The following is a 19,796-nucleotide window of genomic DNA, read 5'->3' on the forward strand; positions in this document are numbered from 1 at the left end:
CGGGTTAGAAGGGCGGATCGTCCGGCAAGGGCTGCAGCACCGGCTCATTGGGCGTCCAACCAGGTGGTAGCTCTTCGGCTTCTCGCGGATCGTTCACCCAGGTGCAATACGGGCTGGTGCTCGGCGCGCCCTTGAACAGGAAAAGCATGTCGCGCATGTGGTTGCGAAACTTGCGCGACGCGATCTCTTGTTCTCGCGCCTGCTCCAACCGCTTTCGGGCCTCGTTGACCGGCCGTTGTTCACGATTGTGCTTGCGCGATTGGGCTATTCGTGCGCCGCGGTACTGTGATCTGGTTCGCTGTCGTTGGGAGGGCATCACGCATGCCGGACGGCGCGGCTGCGGGAAGAGGTCGGCACCGGCGGGTGAGGTCCGATAGGTCCGTCCGCTCGGTGACGTCCACACTACGGTGCCGTCGGCAAGTTGCTTGTCGTGCCAGCCACCGAAAGTCTTGAGTCGATGATGGGAACGAAAGTCGAAAGAACCCTTGACGAGTCCGCTAAGACCGCTTCGGGATGTCTATGGCAGTCCGATGCGTTGTGTCCACGGGTCGCCCGTATGGTCTTGTGTCGGATGCCAACTCACTGTGACCGTCCGGTCGATCGTCTGCGCCGCAACGAAGAGGTCCAGTTCCACCGTTTCGTGTCCGTCGATGAAATCGAATTGGTTGTCTCCGCCGCCGCCCATGCGGAAAACTCCTGCTGGCCGTCCTGCTGGCTCGCCGGTGACAACCACCTGGTACTTACGGGTGTTGGTGAGGTTGCGTAGTCGGAAGTCCATGGAATCGCCCTGGCGATGGATGACCCAGGGGAATCGCTCGGCCTGCTCCGCCGCATCTTGTAATAGCGCCGTGTGCGTCTCCTGGGCGGTCGCGAGTCGCCTGGTGTCCTCGGCAATTTGCCGCTGTGCAGCTGCTGCATCCTGAGCGGCCTGCGTTGCCTTCACTGCTTGCTGCGTGGCTGCCTTTTCAGCCTTCTTGGATCGCCGAGATGACCACCACCCCAGGGTGCCGAAGACGATCGCGACGGCAGCTGACAGGTAAGCAGGCACATCACCGTAGTGCAGGGAGTGCAGCCAATGCATGAGTAGCTAGGTTAGTCCGGGCGGCAACGAAGCACTCGTCCTCGACGACCATCGGCCTTGGTTGTTCATAACCATCGCCGTCTGCTACTAGCCGGGCGGGTAGAGGCCGAAGATTCCGGCCGGGTTGCCGGCCCGCACTTGGGCGTCCTGCTGCTCGCACCGAGCCGTCGGGCAGGCTGCCGGTCATGCTGTGCCAGCTTTCTCGACCTCGTCGGGGGTGGTGCCGTTCAGACAAGCGTCCGGACCAGTCAATGCGGGACTGAACTTAAGGGCGTCAACGAGTTCGTCGATAGCTGTTGAGCCCCGCCCACCCAGGACGGCCTCCGAGAAACAGGTCTCTAAATGGTTATGCAACATCACTCGGTTCGTGCGCTCCAATGCCGCCTGCACCGCAGAAATCTGCTTCATCACATCCACGCAGTACGCGTCGGATTCGAGCATGCGGATAATCCCATCGAGATGGCCACGCACCGTCTTGAGGCGGTTCAGCGCCGCACGCTTCTTACCTGTCAGCTCCTGCTCCACCCGCGTCTCCTTCCCGCTCCCGTCAAGGGCAAAGGGGCCCCACGGACCTGCGCTTTTCAGCAGCTTACCCACCCCACCTAGGGTGGGGTAGTATCGGCCGCGACTTACCAATCCTTAGACAGGAGGTTCCAGCCATGGCAAGTCCGACCGACGTAGCCCCGGCGGCAGATGGTGCCGGCACAACCACCCATCAACCCAAGAACTCCCGGCCGCGGCCGAGCCGTCTGAACCAGGCGTTGGCCTGGGTCGGCATTGTCGCCGGAGGCTTGTTCATCGTCGGGGCGATCTTCTTCTCGGGGTTTTTCCTGAGCTCAAGCCTCGGTGGTCCGTGGGGCGGCCATATGGGTTCGGAACGGATGGCCTGCTGTAGCCACATGAAACCCGGCGAGATGATGCCCGGTGGGATGATGGGACCTGCTCCGCAGTCGCCCGCAACCACGACCCCTAGCGGCCCTCGGCCATAGCGTCACATGGTTAGGTTCACGCGGCGGACTGCGCTTGCGGCGCTTGGCGCGACGGCTGCTGTGGGTATCGGGTATGCGCTTCGCGGCGTCGTCGGATCGCCCGTTTTGCGGATCCGCCTGACTGACGGGGGCATGATGGGTGCCAGTCCGGCCGACATGAGCCTCTACATGGAGATGTTCAACCGCCACACGGAGATCACCCGCACGGTCGAGGAGATCCCCGGCGGGATACGCACTACCACCCAGTCGAATTCGCCCGACCTTGTTGCGCGACTCCAAGCCCACGTGTCGAGCATGTACTCCCACGTCGACCGGGGTGCTGAGGTCATGTGCATGAGCGGCAGCCTGCCGACCCTGTTCCGCAACGCCGGCGGCTACCGACGCCAATTGACCCTGACTCCCACGGGAGTAATCGCCGAAGAAACCTCCGACGATCCCGCCCTCACCGAAGCTATCCGTGCCCACGCCGGGGAAGTGAGCGGGTTCGTGCGAGATGGAATGCCCCCGATGATGCGGGGAATGATGGGAGGCTCCGGCGGCATGATGGGACCCGGCGGCATGATGGGACCTGGCGGAATGATGGGACCCGGTCACTAAGCAGCCGTAATCCCCATTTATCGCTAGCAGCCGCAGTCTTCACCACGCCAGGCTTGAACGCCTTGCCAGGCAGCGATTCCGGCGATGCCTAGGCCCACTGCGGGGTCGAGCCACCAGCCGCCGGGCCAGATGGCGACCACAGCCAGCGTGAGCAGCACGGCCGCGGCCTGCGCCGCGCAAAGGTAGTTCTGCGTGCCCTCGCCAGCTGTGGCCTGCGATTGAAGTCGAGCGGCGAGCTTGTGCTTAGCCCGGCCGAGCAACGGCATTGCGAGGAGCGCCACAGTGGTAAGCGCGATACCGACAACGGTCGTGCCCGGTCGCTCCGCGTTAACCAGGTTTCGCACCGACTCGGCGGCAATGTAGGGAGTTATCAACCAGAAAGACACGGCGACGCCGCGCTGCGCTCGCTGCTCGGCAGCTTCCGACAGAGTGCGGGATCCCGTGAACCGCCACACCACGATCAAGCTCGCCAAGCCTTCGACTGCACTGCCGAGTGCCCAGCCAACAAGAGCGATCGAACCTGCCACAAACCCTTGCCATAAACCGATAGCGCCTTCTGCACACATCCAAAGGAGGCTCACCCACGCCAGCCAGCGCGCCCAGCGGGCTGCACGCTGCCATCCAGGATCACTCGCAATAGCTTCGGCCTCGCAGCCGCAATCAGCGAGGGTTCCCGCCTTACGATCTGGCATCACCAGTACAACTATGCCGTACGCCCCTCTAGGACAGCTGCGGCGGTTTGTGGCGGCGACGGTACCGTTCGAGTACGGTCGGGCCGTCCGCGTCGCGCTCCGGGAGCCCCGGCCGGATCGAGCCGTCATCATTGGCGGGGGTCGCGGTCAGCCCGAAGAATCGGGCCTGCTGCTCTAGCAACCTCCGGCAGCCCTCCCACGCCCGCCAATCCCCTTGGAGAGCCGACGGCATCGCGGCCGCAAGCATCCGCTCCAACCGCAGCAGGTAGATATCCGCCGCCTGCTGGGAGAGGGATTCCCGGTGCGGGGCGTCAGCGGCCAGCTCCCGATGGATCACGTCCCCAACACCACGCGCAGACAGATTGACCCTCGGGTGTTTTGCGATCTGGCGATAGGAGGACCCCGCCAGGAACAGCCGGAGGATCAGCGCATCGCGTTCACGGCGCTCGTCGGACGCAACCCTAGGCATCACTACCTCGCAAAACGACCATGCCACTCGGCAATTCACGACCTTCACGACCCATACTGCCAAATCCCTTCTGACTAGCGGGGATTGCGATTTTTGGTGTGAAGTTTCGGGGAGGGATGCCAATTCCTTTCGGGAGTCGCGACGAGGCGCGCCCCTGGAACTTTTCACTCCCCCTGGGGGTTGGTCGGAATCCCCGAGTGGCACCGAGGGTTTGGGGTGGTCTCGGAATCACCGCTCGGCACCACGGGTTCGGGGTGGTTCTGCAAAGCCCGCTCCGCACTCGGTGTTTGGGGTAGGTCCCTGTTGGCCGGCCCGGCCCCCGGCGGTGCGAGGAGAACCCTTCGGGGTCGGGCCGGTTCCAACGGCGGTGGTGGTGGTGTCCTCCGCCGGGGTCCTGGGTGGGGTTGCCAAGTGGCATCGACTGTTTGGGGCGGGGGCGTTGGCCGTGTCCCTGTCCACGCGCAGAGCACAGCGCGCTTCCTTCGCGCTTCGGCGGCTCCGGCGTGGTCACGGCCAACGCCCGCCCGGAAGCGTGCGCGAGGTAGCCAATCCGGCGAAGGAAACCACCTGGGGCACGCCCGGTCTGTGTGTTCGGAACGGGACGGCCGGGCCGCTTCTTGACCACGGCCGACCCGATCCCGGTCCGTGCGTACCGATCTGGTCGCTGAACCGTTCCTCCACCACGAGGACTGGAACGGGGCTGCGGCGTGACCGCGAGGGCGAACCAAGGCCAATCCCAGCCCGGTCCGCTCTGGGCCTCCGAGCGGTCACGCCGCGCCCCGACTCGCCCCGGCCGCAGGGAGGTTAAGTCTGTGACCGGGACGAGGGCTCATTTACCGCCCCGCACGCTCGTGTGGGGGCTCTTCTTCGCAGCTCCGGAACCCCGCTTAGGCGAGGGCTTTTCCGGGCGTGGCTGCACGTTCACGATCGCGGGCTCGACCTCGATGGCCCAGCCGTTCCGGCGGGCGCGGACGGCTCCCCGGCGCACGAGATCGTTCAGCTGCCCGGCGGTGAGGCCCATCCGCTTCGCGGCCTCCTCCGGCTCCAACCATTCCCGGTCATCAATCACAGGAGACGCCTCCGTGGCTGGCAGCGAGGTCGTGGATTACGCGCAGGGCGTCCACGGCATCATCGTCGTAGTCGCTGTCATCGTCATCGTCGTAGTCGTCATCGAGGTCACGCCGACCGGCGAGCTGCGCGTGCACAGCCGGGTACCGGTCCGCGTAGACATCCACCGGTCAGCTACCCGTGATCGTCGCCAGCGCGAACGCTCGTGGCCTCGTGAACGCGGCGACGGCCCGCAGCTCCGCACGGACGACGAAGCTGTTCGTGGTGAACTGCTCCTCGCCCCACTGATTCATCAGGACGTTCACGCCTTCGCGGATGAACAGGTCGAGGGTGTTCCAGTTCGCGATGATCGCGGTCCCGGCCGGAACCGAAGGGCTAGTGACACGGCGGATTTGCGAGGAGTCACCGAAAAAGTTATTGGACGATCCCCAGCCGGTCGTGTTCGGATGGTCAAAACCGCTGGTCAAGAGCCCGCCAGCAGTTCCCCACCGCTGAAGATCCAGCTCCTCGGCATCAAATGGGTTGAGCGCGATGCCATTTGGCTGCTCACCCATATTTTGCAGCACCGTCAGGGTGTGCCGAATCGTCGTGGCGGGATCACCTTGATACGGAACGGTTGTGACACCGGGCAGCGTCAGCAGGCCCTGCATGTTCTCGTCCTGCGCGTTCCCGGACACGACCTGCTCTTCGAGGCCCGAGAACACGCCTTGGACCATTTCGTTGGAGAGCCAACCGGATAGCGCATCCACGTCCTGCAAAAACCGGATCGGGACCGCCTCGCTCAAATGCGCGACGACCCTGCAATGATCCTGGATCGCCTCGATGGTGAACGTCGAAGTTGGCTTCGTTCCGAGGTCTGGGACCGGGGCGGCGTTGTTCGTCTGCACCGTCTGCCGGAAGTATTCAATCGCGTTTGACAGGGCGGGCTTGCGGCTCGCAAACAGGTCGATGAGCCGGGTCGGCCAAGGGATGCTCACAACGCCGGGGAGCACCAGGCTTGGGACGTCCAGGCTGCCGCTTCCGATCGCCCTCGCTTCGCCGCGACCACCCGCAATCAGCTGGGCCGTCCGGCGTGCCCACGACTCACCCATCGCACGGGCGTCCATGCCGCCACCGTTACCGCGAGCACCCATCAGCGCCATCACGTTGGGGTTTGGGTTGTCGGGGTCACGACCGGCCCGGCAGATTTCGTCCTTCTGATGCTGGATCCGCTCATCCAGCTGCGCGATGGTGCGGTCGCAATCAGCGATCGTCGCTTGGGCATTCCGATACACCCTCGCCTCAGATGTCGTGAACTTACGTCGGCCGGCCTCTGCTCGTACGTCAATTGCTGCCTGGCGCTCGGCGAATGCGCGTGCCCGGTCCTCGATTACTGCCGCCCGCCGCTGCTGCAGCTGGGCAAGAAACTGCTCCATTGTTGTCCTTCGATGGTGGGGTAGCCCCGCACACCAAAACCGTTGCAGCGCAAGCGAAAACAAGACCTGTGATTCATCCGGGGATCGCGGGGCCTGTGGCCTCCAGCGCGATCTCGGCCAGCCGTGGCTTTGCCGAACTTCCCGCTCTCACCGGCAGCTGCGCGTGACAACACCACCAGTTCGAGCCGAGCGTACACCCGCGCCCCGACAGAAACCGTTCCGACACTCGGGGTGTGGCCCGGCAGGAGCGGCGGACGGGTGTCGCTCGGTGCATGGCCTGCCTCCTGCCGGGCCGGTCCTGACACTAGGGCGCGTCCGGGCCGTCCGGGCGAGTGCCAGGATCGGCGGGTCCTTCGTTGCGGAATTGCTGCTTCTGCCGCTCCGCAAGGTCGATTTGGCGGATGGCGCGTTCCGCCAAGATCGCCTCCGCCTTCTCGTCGCCCCACAGCTGCCGGGCCATCTGCACACACTCCGTACACGCCGCGATGAACGCCATCATGACGTCTCCGGAGGCGATTTCACCGCAAATCAGGGCCATGGCGTCGGCGTCTCCGGCCGCGAGCGCGGCCTCCATGCGGCGGGCCTGCGCGAAGTAGTTGCTGACTCCTGCGAGGACGTGCAGCCGGTCGGGGTCGAGGCCGTCCATGTCGTCATCAATCGGTTGGTTGGTCATCGGTTTCGTTCCTTCCGTTTCCGCTGTTGGGTTTCGGTATGCGGCGGCAGCAGACACGGCCCCGCTCGTCCGTGTAGACGACTGCGTGGTCGCCGGTGCATCGTTCATCGCACGGCTGGAGTTCCACGCTCGCTTGGCACGCCTCGGAAACCGAGGCCCAGCCCGTAAATTCCGCGATCGGGGCGAGCAGGGTTTCGCTCCGGCCCGCGATCCCCATGCGCCAGCACACAAGCTGCGCCACGGACGGTTCCGGAGGTTCGCCGTCCTTTCGCCGGTCCCAGCCCCGACCGCTCACGCACCACCGGCCCCGGCCTCGAGTTCGGCGATCCGGGCCGCGACGATCCGGCGTCGCCGGTCGGAGAGGCTCTCGGTGTTCTCGCTCGCGATCCTGAGTCGGCATTCCAAACAGGCTCGGAGGGCGATCGATTCAGGCCGGAGGAGGTCGCAGCCGCAGAGGTCGCAAATCACGGCCACTCCTGGTCGTCGTCAGGCGCAGCCGAATCCGCCAGGCTGATGTTGTTGCAGCCCCGGCACAACATGGGGTCGTCGTACGGCTGCTCCTCGCCGGAGGACCTCACAGTCGGATTCACCCGGCAGTCATGGCACAGAACCAACTTCACCGACACCGAACCGTTTTCGGCTAGCTCCCCGTTAGTTCCGTACCCCTGTTGTGAGCCAGTCCCTTCCTGTCCCGGCCCGTCCCGTCCCTGTGGGTTGCCAGGTGGGTTGCCAGGTGGGTTACCCACTTGGGTTTCCGTGTGGATTTCTAGGCTCCCGTTCTCGTTATCGTCAGAACCCACTTGGGTTTCCATTTGGGTTCCCACTTGGGTTTCCTGACCGTCCTTCCGAGAGGCCTGCTCTCGCGGCGGACCCTTCGGACGGCCACCCGCCTGCCCGTTCTTCTGGTTCCGTTTCTGCCGGGCCAGAACCTGTTCGCGGGTCGGCTGATAACGGGCGTGGTGGATGATCTGGTAGTGATCGCCCCGGTCCTCCCACCAACCGCACGCGACTAGCTCGGGAGCAGCCTCAGGGCGCTTAGCCCACCGCTGGATGCCGTCCTTCGGTAGCCGTCCGTCGAGGAGTTTCCGGTTTGACCAGATCAATCCCTCGGTGTGGAGCCGGAATGCGGCGTCGGACAGCTCCCAGCAGTCGTCGGAGTAGTCGTCGGACAACTTGGTCCACGTCATCCTGCGCCCCCGCTCTGTCCGGCGCGGCGAGGCGGAATCAGTCGGTGGCCCATGGCAGGATCGGGCGATAACCGAATACGTGACGACGGAAGATCGTCATTCCCCGTGCCAAGGGAAGAGCTGCCCGCCAATGCTGAGTGCCCAGCGCTTGAGGCGGGCGCTCTGCTGTTCGGGATCATCCGAACGCGCCCGTCTGCCGGGCCGGCCGGAGTAGCTCCGCCAGCTTCTCGCGCTGGGAAGGGCTGAGCCTCGGTGCGGCGTCCACAAGCCGCTCCACGTAGGCGTCTAGCTCGCTGTCAGCGGTAGACCGGCCGGCCAGGTAGGCATCGACATCTTCGGGGCGTACACGCCACCACCGGCCGATTTTCGTGGCGGGTAGCTCGCCCCGCCGGATCATGCGCCATACGGTCTCGACGCAATCGAGGTCGAGGAGGGCCTGGACTTCGCGGGGCCGGAGCAGCGTGGGCTGAGGAGGTCGTGACATCGGCAATCGCTCCTGTTTTCAGGAGGTTGCCGATTACGGCGGGACTTCCGGCCGGTTACTGTGCCCTAGTGGCGTACGGCCCGTGACCTCGCGTGCGGACGTGACTCTACTACCCGGACAGGAAAGTCGGGGACGACGCGCCCCGGCGTTTCCACCCAAAACCGTTGCGTCCGTAGGGTCCTACGGTTTAGGGTGTGGCTACGCTGGGCTTTTATCGCCATTCGATCTGTACGCGTTCCGGCCGGAAAGTGTGGCTCCCCTTGCCAACCGGCAAGATGGTGACCGTCGCGAGGACGGAGAGGATCGCCCGGAAGCGGTCCGGCGATAGGCTCTCGACTGCGGCCGCGACCTCCGGCTTGCCGAGCGGAATCCGGTCAAACAGCCTCCGCCGTTCCTGGTCCTGCTCGGCCGCGTCGAGGGCGTCGATCTGCGCCTGCACGTACTCCGTAGCAGCCTTGACCTGAGCCCCGGTTAGCTCGCCCTTGGCCCGTTCGATCGCCAGCTCGTTCAAACGCCCTCGAAGCACGGTCTTTTCGGTGCGGATGCGCTCTGCCTCCAGCGTGTCGTGCAACTCGGCTTTCAGCAGGTCCACGGCGTCCGGCCGCGCCAGGCGGGCGGAAACGAGCTTGTACAGAAGGGGTTCGACGTGCTCGGCCCTGATCGACACCCCACGGCACGTCTTGCAGCGGTACGCAATCGAATGAGCGCGGGGCCCGCCCCTGTGCTGCTGCATCTGCCAATTCCCCGCCAGGTAGCCGCCGCAGCCGGGGCTGCCGCACAGCATCACGCCCGTGAGCTTGTGCCGCTGCACCGACTTCGCGCCGGGAGCGCGGCCGGGCGCGTTCAAGACGGCCTGCGCCCGCCGCCACAGGTCCTCGTCTACGAGTGCCGGCCAAGCGCCCTTCACCGGTTTCTCCTCGCCATCAACGACTTTCACGACGATCTTCCCGTTGTGCGACCGGAGTCCAGCGTTCCGGGGCTTCCGCAGGAAGTTCGACAGCTGTGGCTGCGTCCACAGCTTCCCGTTCAACGTGAGCGCCCCGGCCTCGTTCCACGACCGGCAGATGTCCCCGAGAGAGGACCCGGCGACGATGGCCCGGTACGCCTCCGCGACGAGCGGAGCCGTGCGCGGGTCCGGCTGCCGGTCCTCCCCGTAGCCGAATGCCCGTCGCCACGCGGGAACACCCTTCTCGGCTCGCTCACGAGCTGCACGACGCATCCTGATCTTCATCACGGCCGTCTCCAGCTCGCTGGCCGAGGTCCGGTTCTGCGCCGCGTGCACACTGTAGGGGTCGTAGAGATCGATGTCGCCAATAACCGTCGCGGACAGCAGGATCTTGCGGCCCAGCTTGGTGAAGAACTTCCGCAGCTCCTCAAGCTCGCTCATCTGTCTCCAGCCGCGATCCTGGTTCCACACGGCTATGGCGTCTAGCCGTCCGGCCTGCACGTCGGCGAGGAGCCGGTCCCACTCCGGCCGCGCCTTGCCGTTCGAGGCCGACCGGTCGTTATCGACGTAGAAGCCGACCGGAGTCCAGCCCTTCGCCTCGCACAGCGCGGAGGTGTCCTCCCGTTGCCGGTCTACGCCTTGGCGCTTGTCCTTCGGGTCGGAGGAGATGCGGCAGTAGCAACCGGCCCGGACCTGGGGGTTTGGGGTGTTTTTCGTGGTCATGCCTAGAGAGTACTTTTCTGGCTCGCTAATGCTGGCGGCAAAGGCATTTGAGGTTATCCGCGGTGGTCCGTCCTCCTGCCGCCGGAGTCTGGTGATTGAACGGAACCGTGTGATCGAGGTCGCAGACCGCCGCGGGCCGGCTGCAGCCCGGGAAGCGGCAGGTGAGATCGCGGCATCGAACGGCCCGTTCCAGCGCCGCAGACGGTTGGTAGCGCAGCTCCTCGGCCGCGCTGGTCGCCGGGCTGGCGACGAGTACGGATGCGGCGGAGGCCAATTGGCGCACCTGCTCGGCATCGATGACGCCATAACCCTCCAGGTAGCCGGGCTCGGCCCCATTGGTGTAGACGGTTTGTTCGCTGGCCACGACGTTGATGACCACGCGCGCCTCGGCGCGATCACCGTCGGGACGGTGGTCGCCCGCACGGGTAGGGCACTCCGGCTGTCCGCAGGCACAGGCCAATCCACGGCCCTCGGTCAACGCGGCCAACGCGTCGGCCCGGCGCTGATCTAGTGTCCGGGGGTCGCGCGCACACACCTGCGTGGCGAGCTGGGAGAGCCGGCGGTCAAACTCAGCGGCCGCGGCGGCCGCGACTGAGCCGTAGATTTCCGCCATCCCATCGTCTTTCGCACGGACTGCAATGTGACGGTCATTCTCGGCGGTAAGGCGGCGTTCACGGGCGGCATCGGGATCGAAGCAGCGTACGGCTGCATCGACCGCGTTGACGATCCGCTGCCTCGACCAGCCGTGCCAGTTGCCGATGCGGTCGGCGAGCGAATGGTCGAGCTTGGCGATGATGTCACCATCGGTGACCAGATCGGTACGGGTGATGATCAACCGCACTGTGCGCCAATCAGTTCGGCCTTCGGCCAGCAGAGCCGCGACCTCGGGCAACCTGGTGTCGAGGGCCTCCGCGTACGACACCAGGTAGCTGGCGCCCACGGGCGAGAGGTTCATCGCGGCGGCGACCTCGGCGGCGGTCTGGTCGAAGCCGTCGATTTCCGCGTACTCCCGCTCGGGCCGTTCCGCGGTGGCGACCCGGTGCCGAAGCAACGCCGCCACCGCCGCCAACCGGCGGGCCACCAGGATCGATTCCTCCCGGTGCGTGGACTCGACGAGCGCTACGAGGGAACGCGGATCGGGCGGCAATTCGAACATAAGTTCGATTATAGGCGGCCCGACCGACAACGTTTACGGCGTGACCAGAATCTTGCAGTGCCGCTCGGGGTCGGCGAGATCGTCAAAAGCCGTACCGACCGCGTCCAACCCGACCTCACCGGTGATAAGCGGGCTGACGTCGATGTCGCCTTCGGCCAGGGCGCGCAGCGAATCGGCGAACTCCTCGGGCGTGTAGGCGAGTACGAATTGGACGTTGATCTCCTTGGCGATCGCGAAGAACGGATGCACCGTGTCGGGTTGCATGCACACACCGGCGACCACCAGGCGGGTGCCGGGCCGCGCGCGAAGCAGCACGTCATCGATGATGCCTGGCACGCCGACCGCCTCGAACACCACCGCGGACTTGACGGTGTCGAAGGGCGAACCCTGCGCCGGATCCAGCGTCTGGTGGGCTCCCATCTCGGCAGCCAGCTCGCGGCGTTTAGGCGAAAAATCGGACGCCACAATGGTTTCGACGCCCTTTGCCCGCAGAGCGGCGATGATGGCGATTCCGATCGGGCCGCAGCCGAGCACCAGGGCCGTCTCGCCGGGGGCGATGTTGGACTTGTTGACGGCGTGCAGCCCCACCGCCATGGGCTCGGTCAAGGCTGCGTGCTTGACGTCCAGGCCGTTGGGGATCGGCAGCAGCAGGGGCGCCGAGAGCAGCATCCGTTCGGCGTAGCCACCGATGGTGCTGTTGCTGTAAACGATCGGGTCAACGCCCTTGGCAGACAACAGAACTGGTAACGAGGTGACCAGGGTGCCCGACGGATGGGTCTCGGTGTCTGGCCCGGCTTCGAGGATCTCGGCGCTGAACTCGTGACCCATGAAGATGTCGTGGTTCAGGTCGACGTGCATGGCGCCGGAGCCGCCGGCCACGCGGTCGCTCATTTCCAGCACCTGGGCGCCGTGGGCGGCGAAATGCAAATCGGAGCCACAGATCCCGCATGCTCGCACCCCCACCAGCACCTGGCCGGCCTCGGGTATCGGGTCGGGCACGTCGTTGCGGTAGACCATGCGACCGTCCCGCAACACCGCCGCGCGCATCAGTGCACCGCGTCTTTCTGCTCGTCGACATGTTCGGTGATGGCCTTCACGACGGCCTCACCGGCCCGGCCGATCAACTGGTCGCGCTTGCCCTTCGCCCAGTCGTGCGAAGAACGGGAGGCTTCGAGCTGTCGTTTGAAGTGCGGAATCACCTTGCGCGCCATCAGGTCATAGCTGTGGTACGTCGCTTGCGGGGAGGCCCAGTCGTGGCCGAGCATCAGCAGGGTGCCGAAACCGCCGGAGCGGTCGAGCAGATCCTCGATGTGAGCGATGGCGTCCTCGGGAGTTCCGATGCAGCAGTTACCTTTGGCCGCATAGTCGGCGACGAATTCGTGTGGCGTCTGGGTGCCTTCCACGCTGTTGGCCAGCGGCACAAAACCTGCGGCGCCGAAGTAGTTCGCGAAATCCTGCAGGCCGTAGGTGCAATCGTCGATGGCCTGCTCGCGGCTGTCGGCGATGTGCATGATGCTCAGGACGCGCCAGCCGGCCCGATCCGGCTCCCCCCGGCCCGCCTTCGCGGCCTGTTCGCGGACCACGTCCCAGGTGGTTTCCAGCGCCGCGTAGCCGCCGGGCACCGACATCGACAACGACAGCAGCGACGTGCCCAGTGCGCCGGCCAGCCGCGGCCCTGACGGCGAAATCATTGCCGCCGTGGAGATTTCGGGGTAGGGCCACGTGTAGGCCCGGATGTGCAACTGCGCGTCGCGCAGGGTGAACCAGTCGGAGTGACGGTCTATGCGCTCGGTGGGTGCGGCGCGGAACAGCGCCAGGATCGCCTCGAGCGACTCCTGCATCATCCGGCGCTGCTCGATCGGGTCGATGCCCATCATGTAGGCGTCCGACGGCAGCGCGCCGGGGCCGGTGCCGAACATCACCCGTCCGCGGGTCAGGTGGTCCAGCAGCACCCAGCGGTCGGCGACCATGAGTGGATGGTGGTAGGGCAGCGACACGACGCCGGTGCCCAGCCGGATGTGTTTGGTCCGCTCGGCCGCCGCCGCGATGAACACCTCTGGGCAGGCGATCAGCTCGTAGCCACCGGAGTGGTGCTCGCCGAACCAGGCCTCGTCGAATCCCAGCCGATCCAGGGCGACGACGCGTTCCATGTCGTATTCCAGTGCCACGGTTGGGGATTGACCGATGGGATGAAACGGGGTGATAAAGACACCGAAACGCAGGGGCGCGCTCATTTCAGCTCCAATCCGTTGAGGAATTCCAGTAGGGCCGCATTCACCTCGTCGGGGCGCTCCTGCTGCAGCCAATGCCCGGCGCCGTCGATCATGACCTGTTTGTACGGACCCGAGATGGCATCCGCGGCGCGATCGGTCCGGGTGAAAGACAGGACGGGATCGGCCGTCCCGCCGATGAACAAACACGGGACCGAGATCTTCGCGCCGTCGAGTTCGGGGGTGGTCTCCCAGTTGCGGTCGAAATTGCGGTACCAGTTCAGGCCGCCGGTGAAACCGGTGCGGGTGAACTCGACGATGTAGTGGTCGAGCTCGTCTTGGCTTATCCAGTCTGGCAGCCCGTCGGGTTCGGGCAACCGTTCGATGAACCCTTCGGGACCGGGGGCCACCATCCGCAGCGCCGTGGCCTTGTCATCGGTCCGCAGGCCGCCGCCCATCATGCGGCGCATCACCCGAGCGGGATCGGCGTTCAATTCGGCGTCGGCCACGCCGGGCTCTTGGAAGTACAGGATGTAGAAGAAGTTGTCGCCGAACGTCTTGCGCCACGCCGTCGTCGGCGCCACCTGGGGGCGCGGCGTGACCGGCACGCTCATAGCGGCGACGGCCGCGACCCGGTCCGGATGCAGCAGCGGGGCGTTCCACACCACGGCGGCGCCCCAATCGTGCCCGACCCAGACGGCGCGCTGCGCGCCGACGTCGTCGAGCAGACCGACCAGATCGGCGGTCAGCTGATGAATGTCGTAGGCGTCGACGGCATCCGGACGATCCGAACCGCCGTAGCCTCGCTGATCGGGCGCGAGCACGTGGTAGCCGGCGTCGGCGAGGGCGGGTATCTGGTGACGCCAGGAGTAGGCGAGCTCGGGGAAGCCGTGCGCCAGGAGCACCACGGGTGCGCCTCGGTCGCCCGCCTCCGTCACTCGCAGCCGCACACCATTGGTGTCTACTAACCGTTCGGTTGGGGGCACCGTCCCACCAAAGCACAACGGTTGCTGGCTGAGAAGGCCCCGAACGGTGTTGGCTCGCCCGAACCGCTCTCGGTTGACGATCAAAAGCCCAGTAGGGGGAATACTCGGTGCGATGCGACTGGATCATGTGGTGCTCTGGACGAAGGATCCGCAGGTGTCGATGGACTTCTACACCCGCGTCATCGGGCTGGAACCGGTCCGGTTCGCCGAATTCGAAGCGGGGGATGCGCCCTTTCCCAGCGTGCGGGTGTGTGCGGACTCCATCATCGACTTGATGCCCGCCGAAGGCATTTCGGCGACCGAAGCGCTGACCCGCATCGAGGGCAGCGCCGGCCATCCGGTCAATCACGTCTGCCTCGCGCTGTCGAAGGCCGAATACGATGCGCTGGACCAACGGCTGCAGGCCGAAGGCGTGGACACCAGCGCGCGGCTGAACCGGAGCTTCGGCGCGCGGGGGTGGGCACCGCAGGGGTTCTACTTCGCCGATCCGGACGGCAACGTGGTCGAGGCCCGGTATTACGCGTAGCCGGGAACTGCCGGACGTTAACTGAGAAAGAACGGTGTCGACCCGCTGCGCCCCGGCTCTGCCGGAGCTGGCGATCGCCACTAGCGGTACGGTGTCGACCCGCTGCGCCCCGGCTCTGCCGGAGCTGGCGATCGCCACTAGCGGTAGCCTGGACTTTTCCAGCTGCGTGCACATCGGGAAGGACCTGGCCGGCAAGGCCGATGATTGATGAACCGGAAAAACGTGATTCGCACCATCACGGCGATTGCTGTCGTGGTGCTGCTCGGTTGGTCGTTCTTCTACTTCAGTGACGACACCCGCGGCTATAAGCCCGTCGACACGTCGGTGGCGATGTCCCAGATCAACGGCGACAACGTCAAAAGCGCACAAATCGATGACCGCGAACAGCAACTTCGGTTGACCCTGAAGAAGGGCAACGGTGACACCGACAATTCCGACAAGGTCATCACCAAGTTCCCGAGCGGCTACGCGGTCGACCTCTTCAATGCGCTGAGCGCCAAGAACGCAAAGGTCAGCACCGTCGTCAACCAGGGCAGCATCCTGGGTGAGCTGCTGGTCTACGTCCTGCCGCTGCTGCTGCTGGTGGGGCTGTTCGTCATGTTCTCCCGCATGCAGGGCGGCGCCCGCATGGGCTTCGGCTTCGGCAAGTCGCGCGCCAAGCAGCTGTCCAAGGACATGCCCAAGACCACGTTCGCCGACGTTGCCGGTGTCGACGAGGCGGTCGAGGAGCTCTACGAGATCAAGGATTTCCTGCAGAACCCCGGCCGCTATCAGGCGCTGGGCGCCAAGATTCCCAAAGGCGTGCTGCTGTACGGGCCGCCGGGAACCGGTAAGACGCTGCTGGCCCGCGCGGTCGCCGGGGAGGCCGGTGTGCCCTTCTTCACCATCTCGGGTTCCGACTTCGTCGAGATGTTCGTCGGCGTCGGTGCCTCCCGGGTGCGCGACCTGTTCGATCAGGCCAAGCAGAACAATCCCTGCATCATCTTCGTCGACGAGATCGACGCGGTGGGCCGCCAGCGCGGCGCGGGCCTCGGTGGCGGTCACGACGAGCGCGAGCAGACGCTCAACCAGCTGCTGGTCGAAATGGATGGGTTCGACCCGCGGGCCGGCGTCATCCTCATCGCGGCCACCAACCGACCGGACATCCTGGACCCGGCGCTGCTGCGCCCCGGCCGCTTCGACCGCCAGATCCCGGTCTCCAACCCGGACCTGGCCGGTCGCAAAGCCGTGCTGGAAGTGCACTCCAAGGGCAAGCCGATCGGCCCGGACGCCGACCTCGCCGGGTTGGCCAAACGCACCGTCGGCATGACCGGCGCCGACCTCGCCAACGTCATCAACGAGGCGGCGCTGCTCACCGCCCGCGAGAACGGCACCGTCATCACCAGCGCGGCCCTGGAGGAAGCGGTGGACCGCGTGATCGGGGGGCCGCGTCGCAAGGGGCGGATCATCAGCGAGCAGGAAAAGAAGATCACCGCCTATCACGAGGGCGGGCACACGCTGGCCGCATGGGCGATGCCCGATATCGAGCCGATCTACAAGGTGACGATTTTGGCTCGTGGGCGCACCGGCGGGCATGCGGTCGCGGTACCGGAGGAAGACAAGGGCCTGCGGACGCGCTCGGAGATGATCGCGCAGCTGGTGTTCGCCATGGGTGGGCGCGCCGCCGAGGAGTTGGTCTTCCGGGAGCCGACGACGGGCGCGGTGTCCGACATCGAGCAGGCGACCAAGATCGCCCGCGCAATGGTCACCGAATTCGGGATGAGCTCCAAACTCGGTGCCGTCAAATACGGTTCGGAACACGGCGACCCATTCCTGGGTCGCACCATGGGGACCCAGGCTGACTACTCGCACGAGGTTGCCCGCGACATCGACGACGAGATCCGCAAACTGATCGAGGCCGCCCACACCGAGGCGTGGGAGATCCTCACCGAGTATCGCGACATTCTCGACACTTTGGCGGGCGAGCTGCTGGAAAAGGAAACGCTGCACCGCGCCGAGTTGGAGGGCATCTTCTCCGGTGTCGAAAAACGGCCGCGGCTCACCATGTTCGACGATTTCGGCGGCCGCATCCCGTCGGACAAACCGCCGATCAAGACGCCCGGCGAGCTGGCCATCGAGCGCGGCGAGCCCTGGCCCCCGCCGGTTCAAGAGCCCGCCTTCAAGGCGGCCATCGCGCGGGCCACCGAGGCCGCCGCGGCCGCGCAGGCAGAGGCCGAGCGAAACGCCAACGGCGGCAACGGATTCCATGGCGCTCCAGGCGGTAATCGTCCGGGGGAGCCGCAGGGGCCCACGCAACCCGACTACGGCGCACCGGCCGGCTGGCGGGCGCCGGGCTGGCCGCCGCAGCAACAGCAGCCGAATCACTGGCATCCACCCGCCCAGCCCGGCCAGCAGCCCTACTGGCAGCAACCCGTACGCGGTTACGCCGGCCCGCAGGGCTATCCCGGACAGCAGGGCCACCCTGGCGGTCAGCAAAGTCATCCCGGTCCGCAGGGCGGCACGGGTCGCTCGGGTCAGCCCCATCCCGCCTATCCGCCGTATCCGCCGTATCCCCCGCCCGGCCAGCCTGCCCCGGAGGGCGGATCGCCCGACCGGCAGGACGACGACGTAAGCCGGTCCAACCCGCCGGCTCACGGCTGAGCAAACGGAGGATTCGATGGCGCTGCCGGATACCGCGATGCCAAAGACGCGGGCGTTCGATCAGGGGCGCGCCGAGGCCGCCGTCCGCGAGTTGCTGCACGCGATAGGTGAGGATCCCGACCGGGATGGGTTGCGGGAAACACCGGCACGGGTCGCCCGCGCGTACCGCGAGATGTTCGCCGGGCTCTATACAGACCCCGACAGCGTGCTGAACACGATGTTCGACGAGGATCACGACGAGCTGGTGCTGGTCAAGGAAATCCCGCTGTACTCAACGTGTGAGCACCACCTGGTGGCGTTCCACGGCGTGGCCCATGTCGGCTACATCCCGGGCAACGACGGCAGGGTCACCGGCCTGTCCAAGATCGCGCGGCTGGTCGATTTGTACTCCAAGCGGCCCCAGGTGCAGGAGCGGCTCACCAGCCAGATCGCCGACGCTTTGGTGAAAAAGCTCAATCCGCGTGGCGTGATCGTCGTGGTGGAGGCCGAGCACCTGTGCATGGCGATGCGGGGTGTTCGCAAGCCCGGAGCGGTCACCACCACCTCGGCGGTGCGCGGACTGTTCAAAACCAACGCCGCTTCTCGAGCCGAAGCGCTCGACCTGATCCTGCGTAAGTGAGCCTGGCGCCTGTGCAGGTAATGGGAGTTCTGAACGTCACTGACGATTCGTTCTCCGACGGCGGCCGCTATCTCGACCCCGACAAGGCCGTCGCGCAGGGTTTGACCCTGATCGCCGACGGCGCCGACATCGTCGACGTCGGGGGAGAGTCCACCCGGCCCGGCGCCACGCGGATCGATCCGCGCGTCGAGACGGCACGGGTCGTACCCGTCGTCAAAGATCTTGCCGCACAAGATATCACCGTCAGTATCGACACCATGCACGCCGAGGTCGCGTGCGCCGCGCTGTGCGCCGGAGCGCAAATCGTCAACGACGTGTCGGGCGGCCGCGCGGATCCCGCCATGGCGCCGCTGCTGGCCGACGCGAAAGTGCCCTGGGTCCTGATGCATTGGCGATCGGTGTCGGCCGGGCGGCCGCACGCTACGCCGCACTACCGCGACGTGGTCGCCGAGGTGCGCGCAGAGCTGCTGGCCAGCGTCGACGCCGCGGTGTCTGCCGGTGTCGACCCCGGTCGGCTGATGATCGATCCGGGACTGGGGTTCGCTAAGACGGGACAACACAATTGGGCGCTGCTACATGCCCTGCCGCAACTCGTCGCCACCGGCATCCCGGTGCTCCTGGGTGCATCGCGCAAGCGGTTCCTCGGTACGTTGTTGGCCGGGGCCGACGGTTCGCCGCGACCACCCGATGGGCGGGAGACGGCGACCGCGGTGGTTTCGGCACTGGCCGCGTTGCACGGCGCCTGGGGGGTGCGTGTTCACGATGTACGGGCCACGGTCGACGCCCTCAAGGTCGTAGCGGCCTGGACCGACGGGTCGTACACGGAACTGGCTGGAGACAATGGCTGATCGAATCGACCTGCGCGGCCTGAAGATTCGCGGACAACACGGGGTGTTCGACCACGAGCGCGCCAACGGTCAGGACTTCGTCGTCGACATCACCGTGTGGATCGATCTCGCCGACGCAGCGGTCAGCGACGAACTGGCCGACACCTACGACTACTCCGCGCTGGCCCGGCTGGCCGCGGATGTGGTCGCCGGGCCCGCGCGCAATCTGATCGAAACCGTCGGGGCCCAGATCGCCGACCAGGTGATGGCGGACGAACGCGTGCACGCCGTCGAAGTGACCGTGCACAAGCCGCAGGCTCCGATGCCACAGCAGTTCGCCGACGTCTCGGTGGCGGTACGGCGGTCGCGCCGCGGCGGCCGCGGTTCGGTGATTCCGGCGGGCGGTGGGGCGCTATGACCCGCGACGACGGTGCTGCCGGCGCGGCCACCATCGTGCGGGTACCGCCCGCTTGCGGGGGTGGGGGCACCTCCCACTTGTGGGGGACGC

21 protein-coding genes and 2 pseudogenes are annotated in these 19,796 nt (G+C 66.1%); 7 read left to right on the forward strand and 16 right to left on the reverse strand.

Annotation, left to right across the window (positions count from 1 at the left end; genetic code table 11):
• Window positions 1–4: 4 nt before the first annotated feature.
• The 3 genes and pseudogenes from AC5Y4H_RS01100 to AC5Y4H_RS01110 all read right to left on the reverse strand — a co-directional run.
• Window positions 5–469, reverse strand: a pseudogene (locus tag AC5Y4H_RS01100) (HNH endonuclease signature motif containing protein); the annotation flags it as partial.
• Between the two features lie 48 nt (window positions 470–517).
• Complete coding sequence (locus AC5Y4H_RS01105) at window positions 518–1,081, reverse strand: hypothetical protein (RefSeq protein WP_499977810.1); 564 nt, start codon at window positions 1,079–1,081, stop codon at window positions 518–520.
• Window positions 1,082–1,264: 183 nt separating this feature from the next.
• Complete coding sequence (locus tag AC5Y4H_RS01110; protein WP_499977812.1) at window positions 1,265–1,606, reverse strand: metal-sensitive transcriptional regulator; 342 nt, start codon at window positions 1,604–1,606, stop codon at window positions 1,265–1,267.
• Between the two features lie 470 nt (window positions 1,607–2,076).
• On the opposite strand from AC5Y4H_RS01110, the gene AC5Y4H_RS01115 reads away from it, so the two are divergent.
• Window positions 2,077–2,667 carry a hypothetical protein gene (locus AC5Y4H_RS01115; RefSeq protein WP_499977814.1) on the forward strand — a complete coding sequence of 197 codons (591 nt, stop codon included), beginning with the start codon at window positions 2,077–2,079 and terminating at the stop codon, window positions 2,665–2,667.
• A gap of 23 nt (window positions 2,668–2,690) precedes the next feature.
• Here the strand turns inward: AC5Y4H_RS01115 and AC5Y4H_RS01120 are convergent, their stop codons facing one another.
• From AC5Y4H_RS01120 to AC5Y4H_RS01180, 13 genes and pseudogenes are all read right to left on the reverse strand, one after another.
• Window positions 2,691–3,359 (reverse strand): cation diffusion facilitator family transporter, encoded by a 669-nt coding sequence (locus AC5Y4H_RS01120; protein WP_499978119.1) that lies wholly within the window; start codon window positions 3,357–3,359, stop codon window positions 2,691–2,693.
• A 28-nt stretch (window positions 3,360–3,387) separates the two neighbouring features.
• Window positions 3,388–3,828, reverse strand: a complete 441-nt coding sequence (locus AC5Y4H_RS01125; RefSeq protein WP_499977815.1) for a hypothetical protein — start codon at window positions 3,826–3,828, stop codon at window positions 3,388–3,390.
• An 829-nt stretch (window positions 3,829–4,657) separates the two neighbouring features.
• Window positions 4,658–4,897 carry a hypothetical protein gene (locus AC5Y4H_RS01130; protein ID WP_499977817.1) on the reverse strand — a complete coding sequence of 80 codons (240 nt, stop codon included), beginning with the start codon at window positions 4,895–4,897 and terminating at the stop codon, window positions 4,658–4,660.
• Window positions 4,890–5,063: a hypothetical protein gene (locus AC5Y4H_RS01135; protein WP_499977818.1), complete on the reverse strand. Its 174-nt coding sequence runs from the start codon at window positions 5,061–5,063 to the stop codon at window positions 4,890–4,892. Before AC5Y4H_RS01135 ends, AC5Y4H_RS01130 begins: the two co-directional genes overlap by 8 nt.
• A gap of 3 nt (window positions 5,064–5,066) precedes the next feature.
• Window positions 5,067–6,311: a phage major capsid protein gene (locus AC5Y4H_RS01140; protein ID WP_499977819.1), complete on the reverse strand. Its 1,245-nt coding sequence runs from the start codon at window positions 6,309–6,311 to the stop codon at window positions 5,067–5,069.
• Window positions 6,312–6,615: 304 nt separating this feature from the next.
• On the reverse strand, window positions 6,616–6,984 hold the full coding sequence (locus AC5Y4H_RS01145; RefSeq protein ID WP_499977821.1) for a hypothetical protein: 369 nt from the start codon (window positions 6,982–6,984) through the stop codon (window positions 6,616–6,618).
• Between the two features lie 464 nt (window positions 6,985–7,448).
• The gene (locus AC5Y4H_RS01150; protein ID WP_499977822.1) at window positions 7,449–8,171 is read right to left on the reverse strand and encodes a hypothetical protein; all 723 of its coding nucleotides are present in this window, start codon (window positions 8,169–8,171) and stop codon (window positions 7,449–7,451) included.
• A 175-nt stretch (window positions 8,172–8,346) separates the two neighbouring features.
• A complete protein-coding gene (locus AC5Y4H_RS01155) occupies window positions 8,347–8,655 on the reverse strand; it encodes a helix-turn-helix domain-containing protein (protein WP_499977823.1) in 309 nt (102 codons plus the stop codon).
• A gap of 211 nt (window positions 8,656–8,866) precedes the next feature.
• Window positions 8,867–10,324 carry a recombinase family protein gene (locus AC5Y4H_RS01160; protein WP_499977824.1) on the reverse strand — a complete coding sequence of 486 codons (1,458 nt, stop codon included), beginning with the start codon at window positions 10,322–10,324 and terminating at the stop codon, window positions 8,867–8,869.
• A 28-nt stretch (window positions 10,325–10,352) separates the two neighbouring features.
• A pseudogene (locus AC5Y4H_RS01165) lies at window positions 10,353–11,480 on the reverse strand (HNH endonuclease signature motif containing protein); the annotation flags it as partial.
• A 33-nt stretch (window positions 11,481–11,513) separates the two neighbouring features.
• Entirely contained in the window at window positions 11,514–12,527 is a 1,014-nt protein-coding gene (locus AC5Y4H_RS01170; protein ID WP_499977826.1) for a zinc-binding dehydrogenase, read from the reverse strand.
• Window positions 12,527–13,714: an LLM class flavin-dependent oxidoreductase gene (locus AC5Y4H_RS01175; RefSeq protein WP_499977827.1), complete on the reverse strand. Its 1,188-nt coding sequence runs from the start codon at window positions 13,712–13,714 to the stop codon at window positions 12,527–12,529. Before AC5Y4H_RS01175 ends, AC5Y4H_RS01170 begins: the two co-directional genes overlap by 1 nt.
• Window positions 13,711–14,676, reverse strand: coding sequence for an alpha/beta fold hydrolase (locus AC5Y4H_RS01180; RefSeq protein ID WP_499977828.1), 966 nt, complete (start codon window positions 14,674–14,676; stop codon window positions 13,711–13,713). Before AC5Y4H_RS01180 ends, AC5Y4H_RS01175 begins: the two co-directional genes overlap by 4 nt.
• A 112-nt stretch (window positions 14,677–14,788) precedes the next feature.
• Between AC5Y4H_RS01180 and AC5Y4H_RS01185 the strand changes: the two genes are divergently transcribed.
• The 6 genes from AC5Y4H_RS01185 to folB are packed head-to-tail and all read left to right on the forward strand — an operon-like array spanning window position 14,789 to window position 19,706.
• Window positions 14,789–15,202, forward strand: coding sequence for a VOC family protein (locus tag AC5Y4H_RS01185; RefSeq protein ID WP_499977830.1), 414 nt, complete (start codon window positions 14,789–14,791; stop codon window positions 15,200–15,202).
• Window positions 15,203–15,236: 34 nt separating this feature from the next.
• Window positions 15,237–15,410, forward strand: a complete 174-nt coding sequence (locus tag AC5Y4H_RS01190) for a hypothetical protein (RefSeq protein WP_499977831.1) — start codon at window positions 15,237–15,239, stop codon at window positions 15,408–15,410.
• Window positions 15,410–17,842, forward strand: a complete 2,433-nt coding sequence (ftsH, locus tag AC5Y4H_RS01195) for an ATP-dependent zinc metalloprotease FtsH (protein WP_499977832.1) — start codon at window positions 15,410–15,412, stop codon at window positions 17,840–17,842. The genes AC5Y4H_RS01190 and ftsH overlap by 1 nt, the downstream gene beginning before the upstream one ends.
• A 16-nt stretch (window positions 17,843–17,858) precedes the next feature.
• Complete coding sequence (folE, locus tag AC5Y4H_RS01200; protein ID WP_499977833.1) at window positions 17,859–18,461, forward strand: GTP cyclohydrolase I FolE; 603 nt, start codon at window positions 17,859–17,861, stop codon at window positions 18,459–18,461.
• Window positions 18,458–19,309 carry a dihydropteroate synthase gene (gene folP / locus AC5Y4H_RS01205; protein ID WP_499977835.1) on the forward strand — a complete coding sequence of 284 codons (852 nt, stop codon included), beginning with the start codon at window positions 18,458–18,460 and terminating at the stop codon, window positions 19,307–19,309. The genes folE and folP overlap by 4 nt, the downstream gene beginning before the upstream one ends.
• Complete coding sequence (gene folB / locus AC5Y4H_RS01210) at window positions 19,302–19,706, forward strand: dihydroneopterin aldolase (RefSeq protein ID WP_499977836.1); 405 nt, start codon at window positions 19,302–19,304, stop codon at window positions 19,704–19,706. Before folP ends, folB begins: the two co-directional genes overlap by 8 nt.
• The last annotated feature ends 90 nt before the right edge of the window (window positions 19,707–19,796 follow it).

Source organism: Mycobacterium sp. NGS58, assembly GCF_059812385.1.

What these genes read in the sequence shown, in the direction of transcription:
- AC5Y4H_RS01105 (WP_499977810.1), bottom strand. Translation starts at nt 1,081, where the DNA reads ATGCATTGGCTGCACTCCCTGCACTACGGTGATGTGCCTGCTTACCTG.
- AC5Y4H_RS01115 (WP_499977814.1), top strand. Translation starts at nt 2,077, where the DNA reads ATGGTTAGGTTCACGCGGCGGACTGCGCTTGCGGCGCTTGGCGCGACG.
- AC5Y4H_RS01120 (WP_499978119.1), bottom strand. Translation starts at nt 3,359, where the DNA reads ATGCCAGATCGTAAGGCGGGAACCCTCGCTGATTGCGGCTGCGAGGCC.
- AC5Y4H_RS01125 (WP_499977815.1), bottom strand. Translation starts at nt 3,828, where the DNA reads ATGCCTAGGGTTGCGTCCGACGAGCGCCGTGAACGCGATGCGCTGATC.
- AC5Y4H_RS01140 (WP_499977819.1), bottom strand. Translation starts at nt 6,311, where the DNA reads ATGGAGCAGTTTCTTGCCCAGCTGCAGCAGCGGCGGGCGGCAGTAATC.
- AC5Y4H_RS01145 (WP_499977821.1), bottom strand. Translation starts at nt 6,984, where the DNA reads ATGACCAACCAACCGATTGATGACGACATGGACGGCCTCGACCCCGAC.
- AC5Y4H_RS01150 (WP_499977822.1), bottom strand. Translation starts at nt 8,171, where the DNA reads ATGACGTGGACCAAGTTGTCCGACGACTACTCCGACGACTGCTGGGAG.
- AC5Y4H_RS01155 (WP_499977823.1), bottom strand. Translation starts at nt 8,655, where the DNA reads ATGTCACGACCTCCTCAGCCCACGCTGCTCCGGCCCCGCGAAGTCCAG.
- AC5Y4H_RS01160 (WP_499977824.1), bottom strand. Translation starts at nt 10,324, where the DNA reads ATGACCACGAAAAACACCCCAAACCCCCAGGTCCGGGCCGGTTGCTAC.
- AC5Y4H_RS01170 (WP_499977826.1), bottom strand. Translation starts at nt 12,527, where the DNA reads ATGCGCGCGGCGGTGTTGCGGGACGGTCGCATGGTCTACCGCAACGAC.
- AC5Y4H_RS01175 (WP_499977827.1), bottom strand. Translation starts at nt 13,714, where the DNA reads ATGAGCGCGCCCCTGCGTTTCGGTGTCTTTATCACCCCGTTTCATCCC.
- AC5Y4H_RS01185 (WP_499977830.1), top strand. Translation starts at nt 14,789, where the DNA reads ATGCGACTGGATCATGTGGTGCTCTGGACGAAGGATCCGCAGGTGTCG.
- ftsH (WP_499977832.1), top strand. Translation starts at nt 15,410, where the DNA reads ATGAACCGGAAAAACGTGATTCGCACCATCACGGCGATTGCTGTCGTG.
- folE (WP_499977833.1), top strand. Translation starts at nt 17,859, where the DNA reads ATGGCGCTGCCGGATACCGCGATGCCAAAGACGCGGGCGTTCGATCAG.
- folB (WP_499977836.1), top strand. Translation starts at nt 19,302, where the DNA reads ATGGCTGATCGAATCGACCTGCGCGGCCTGAAGATTCGCGGACAACAC.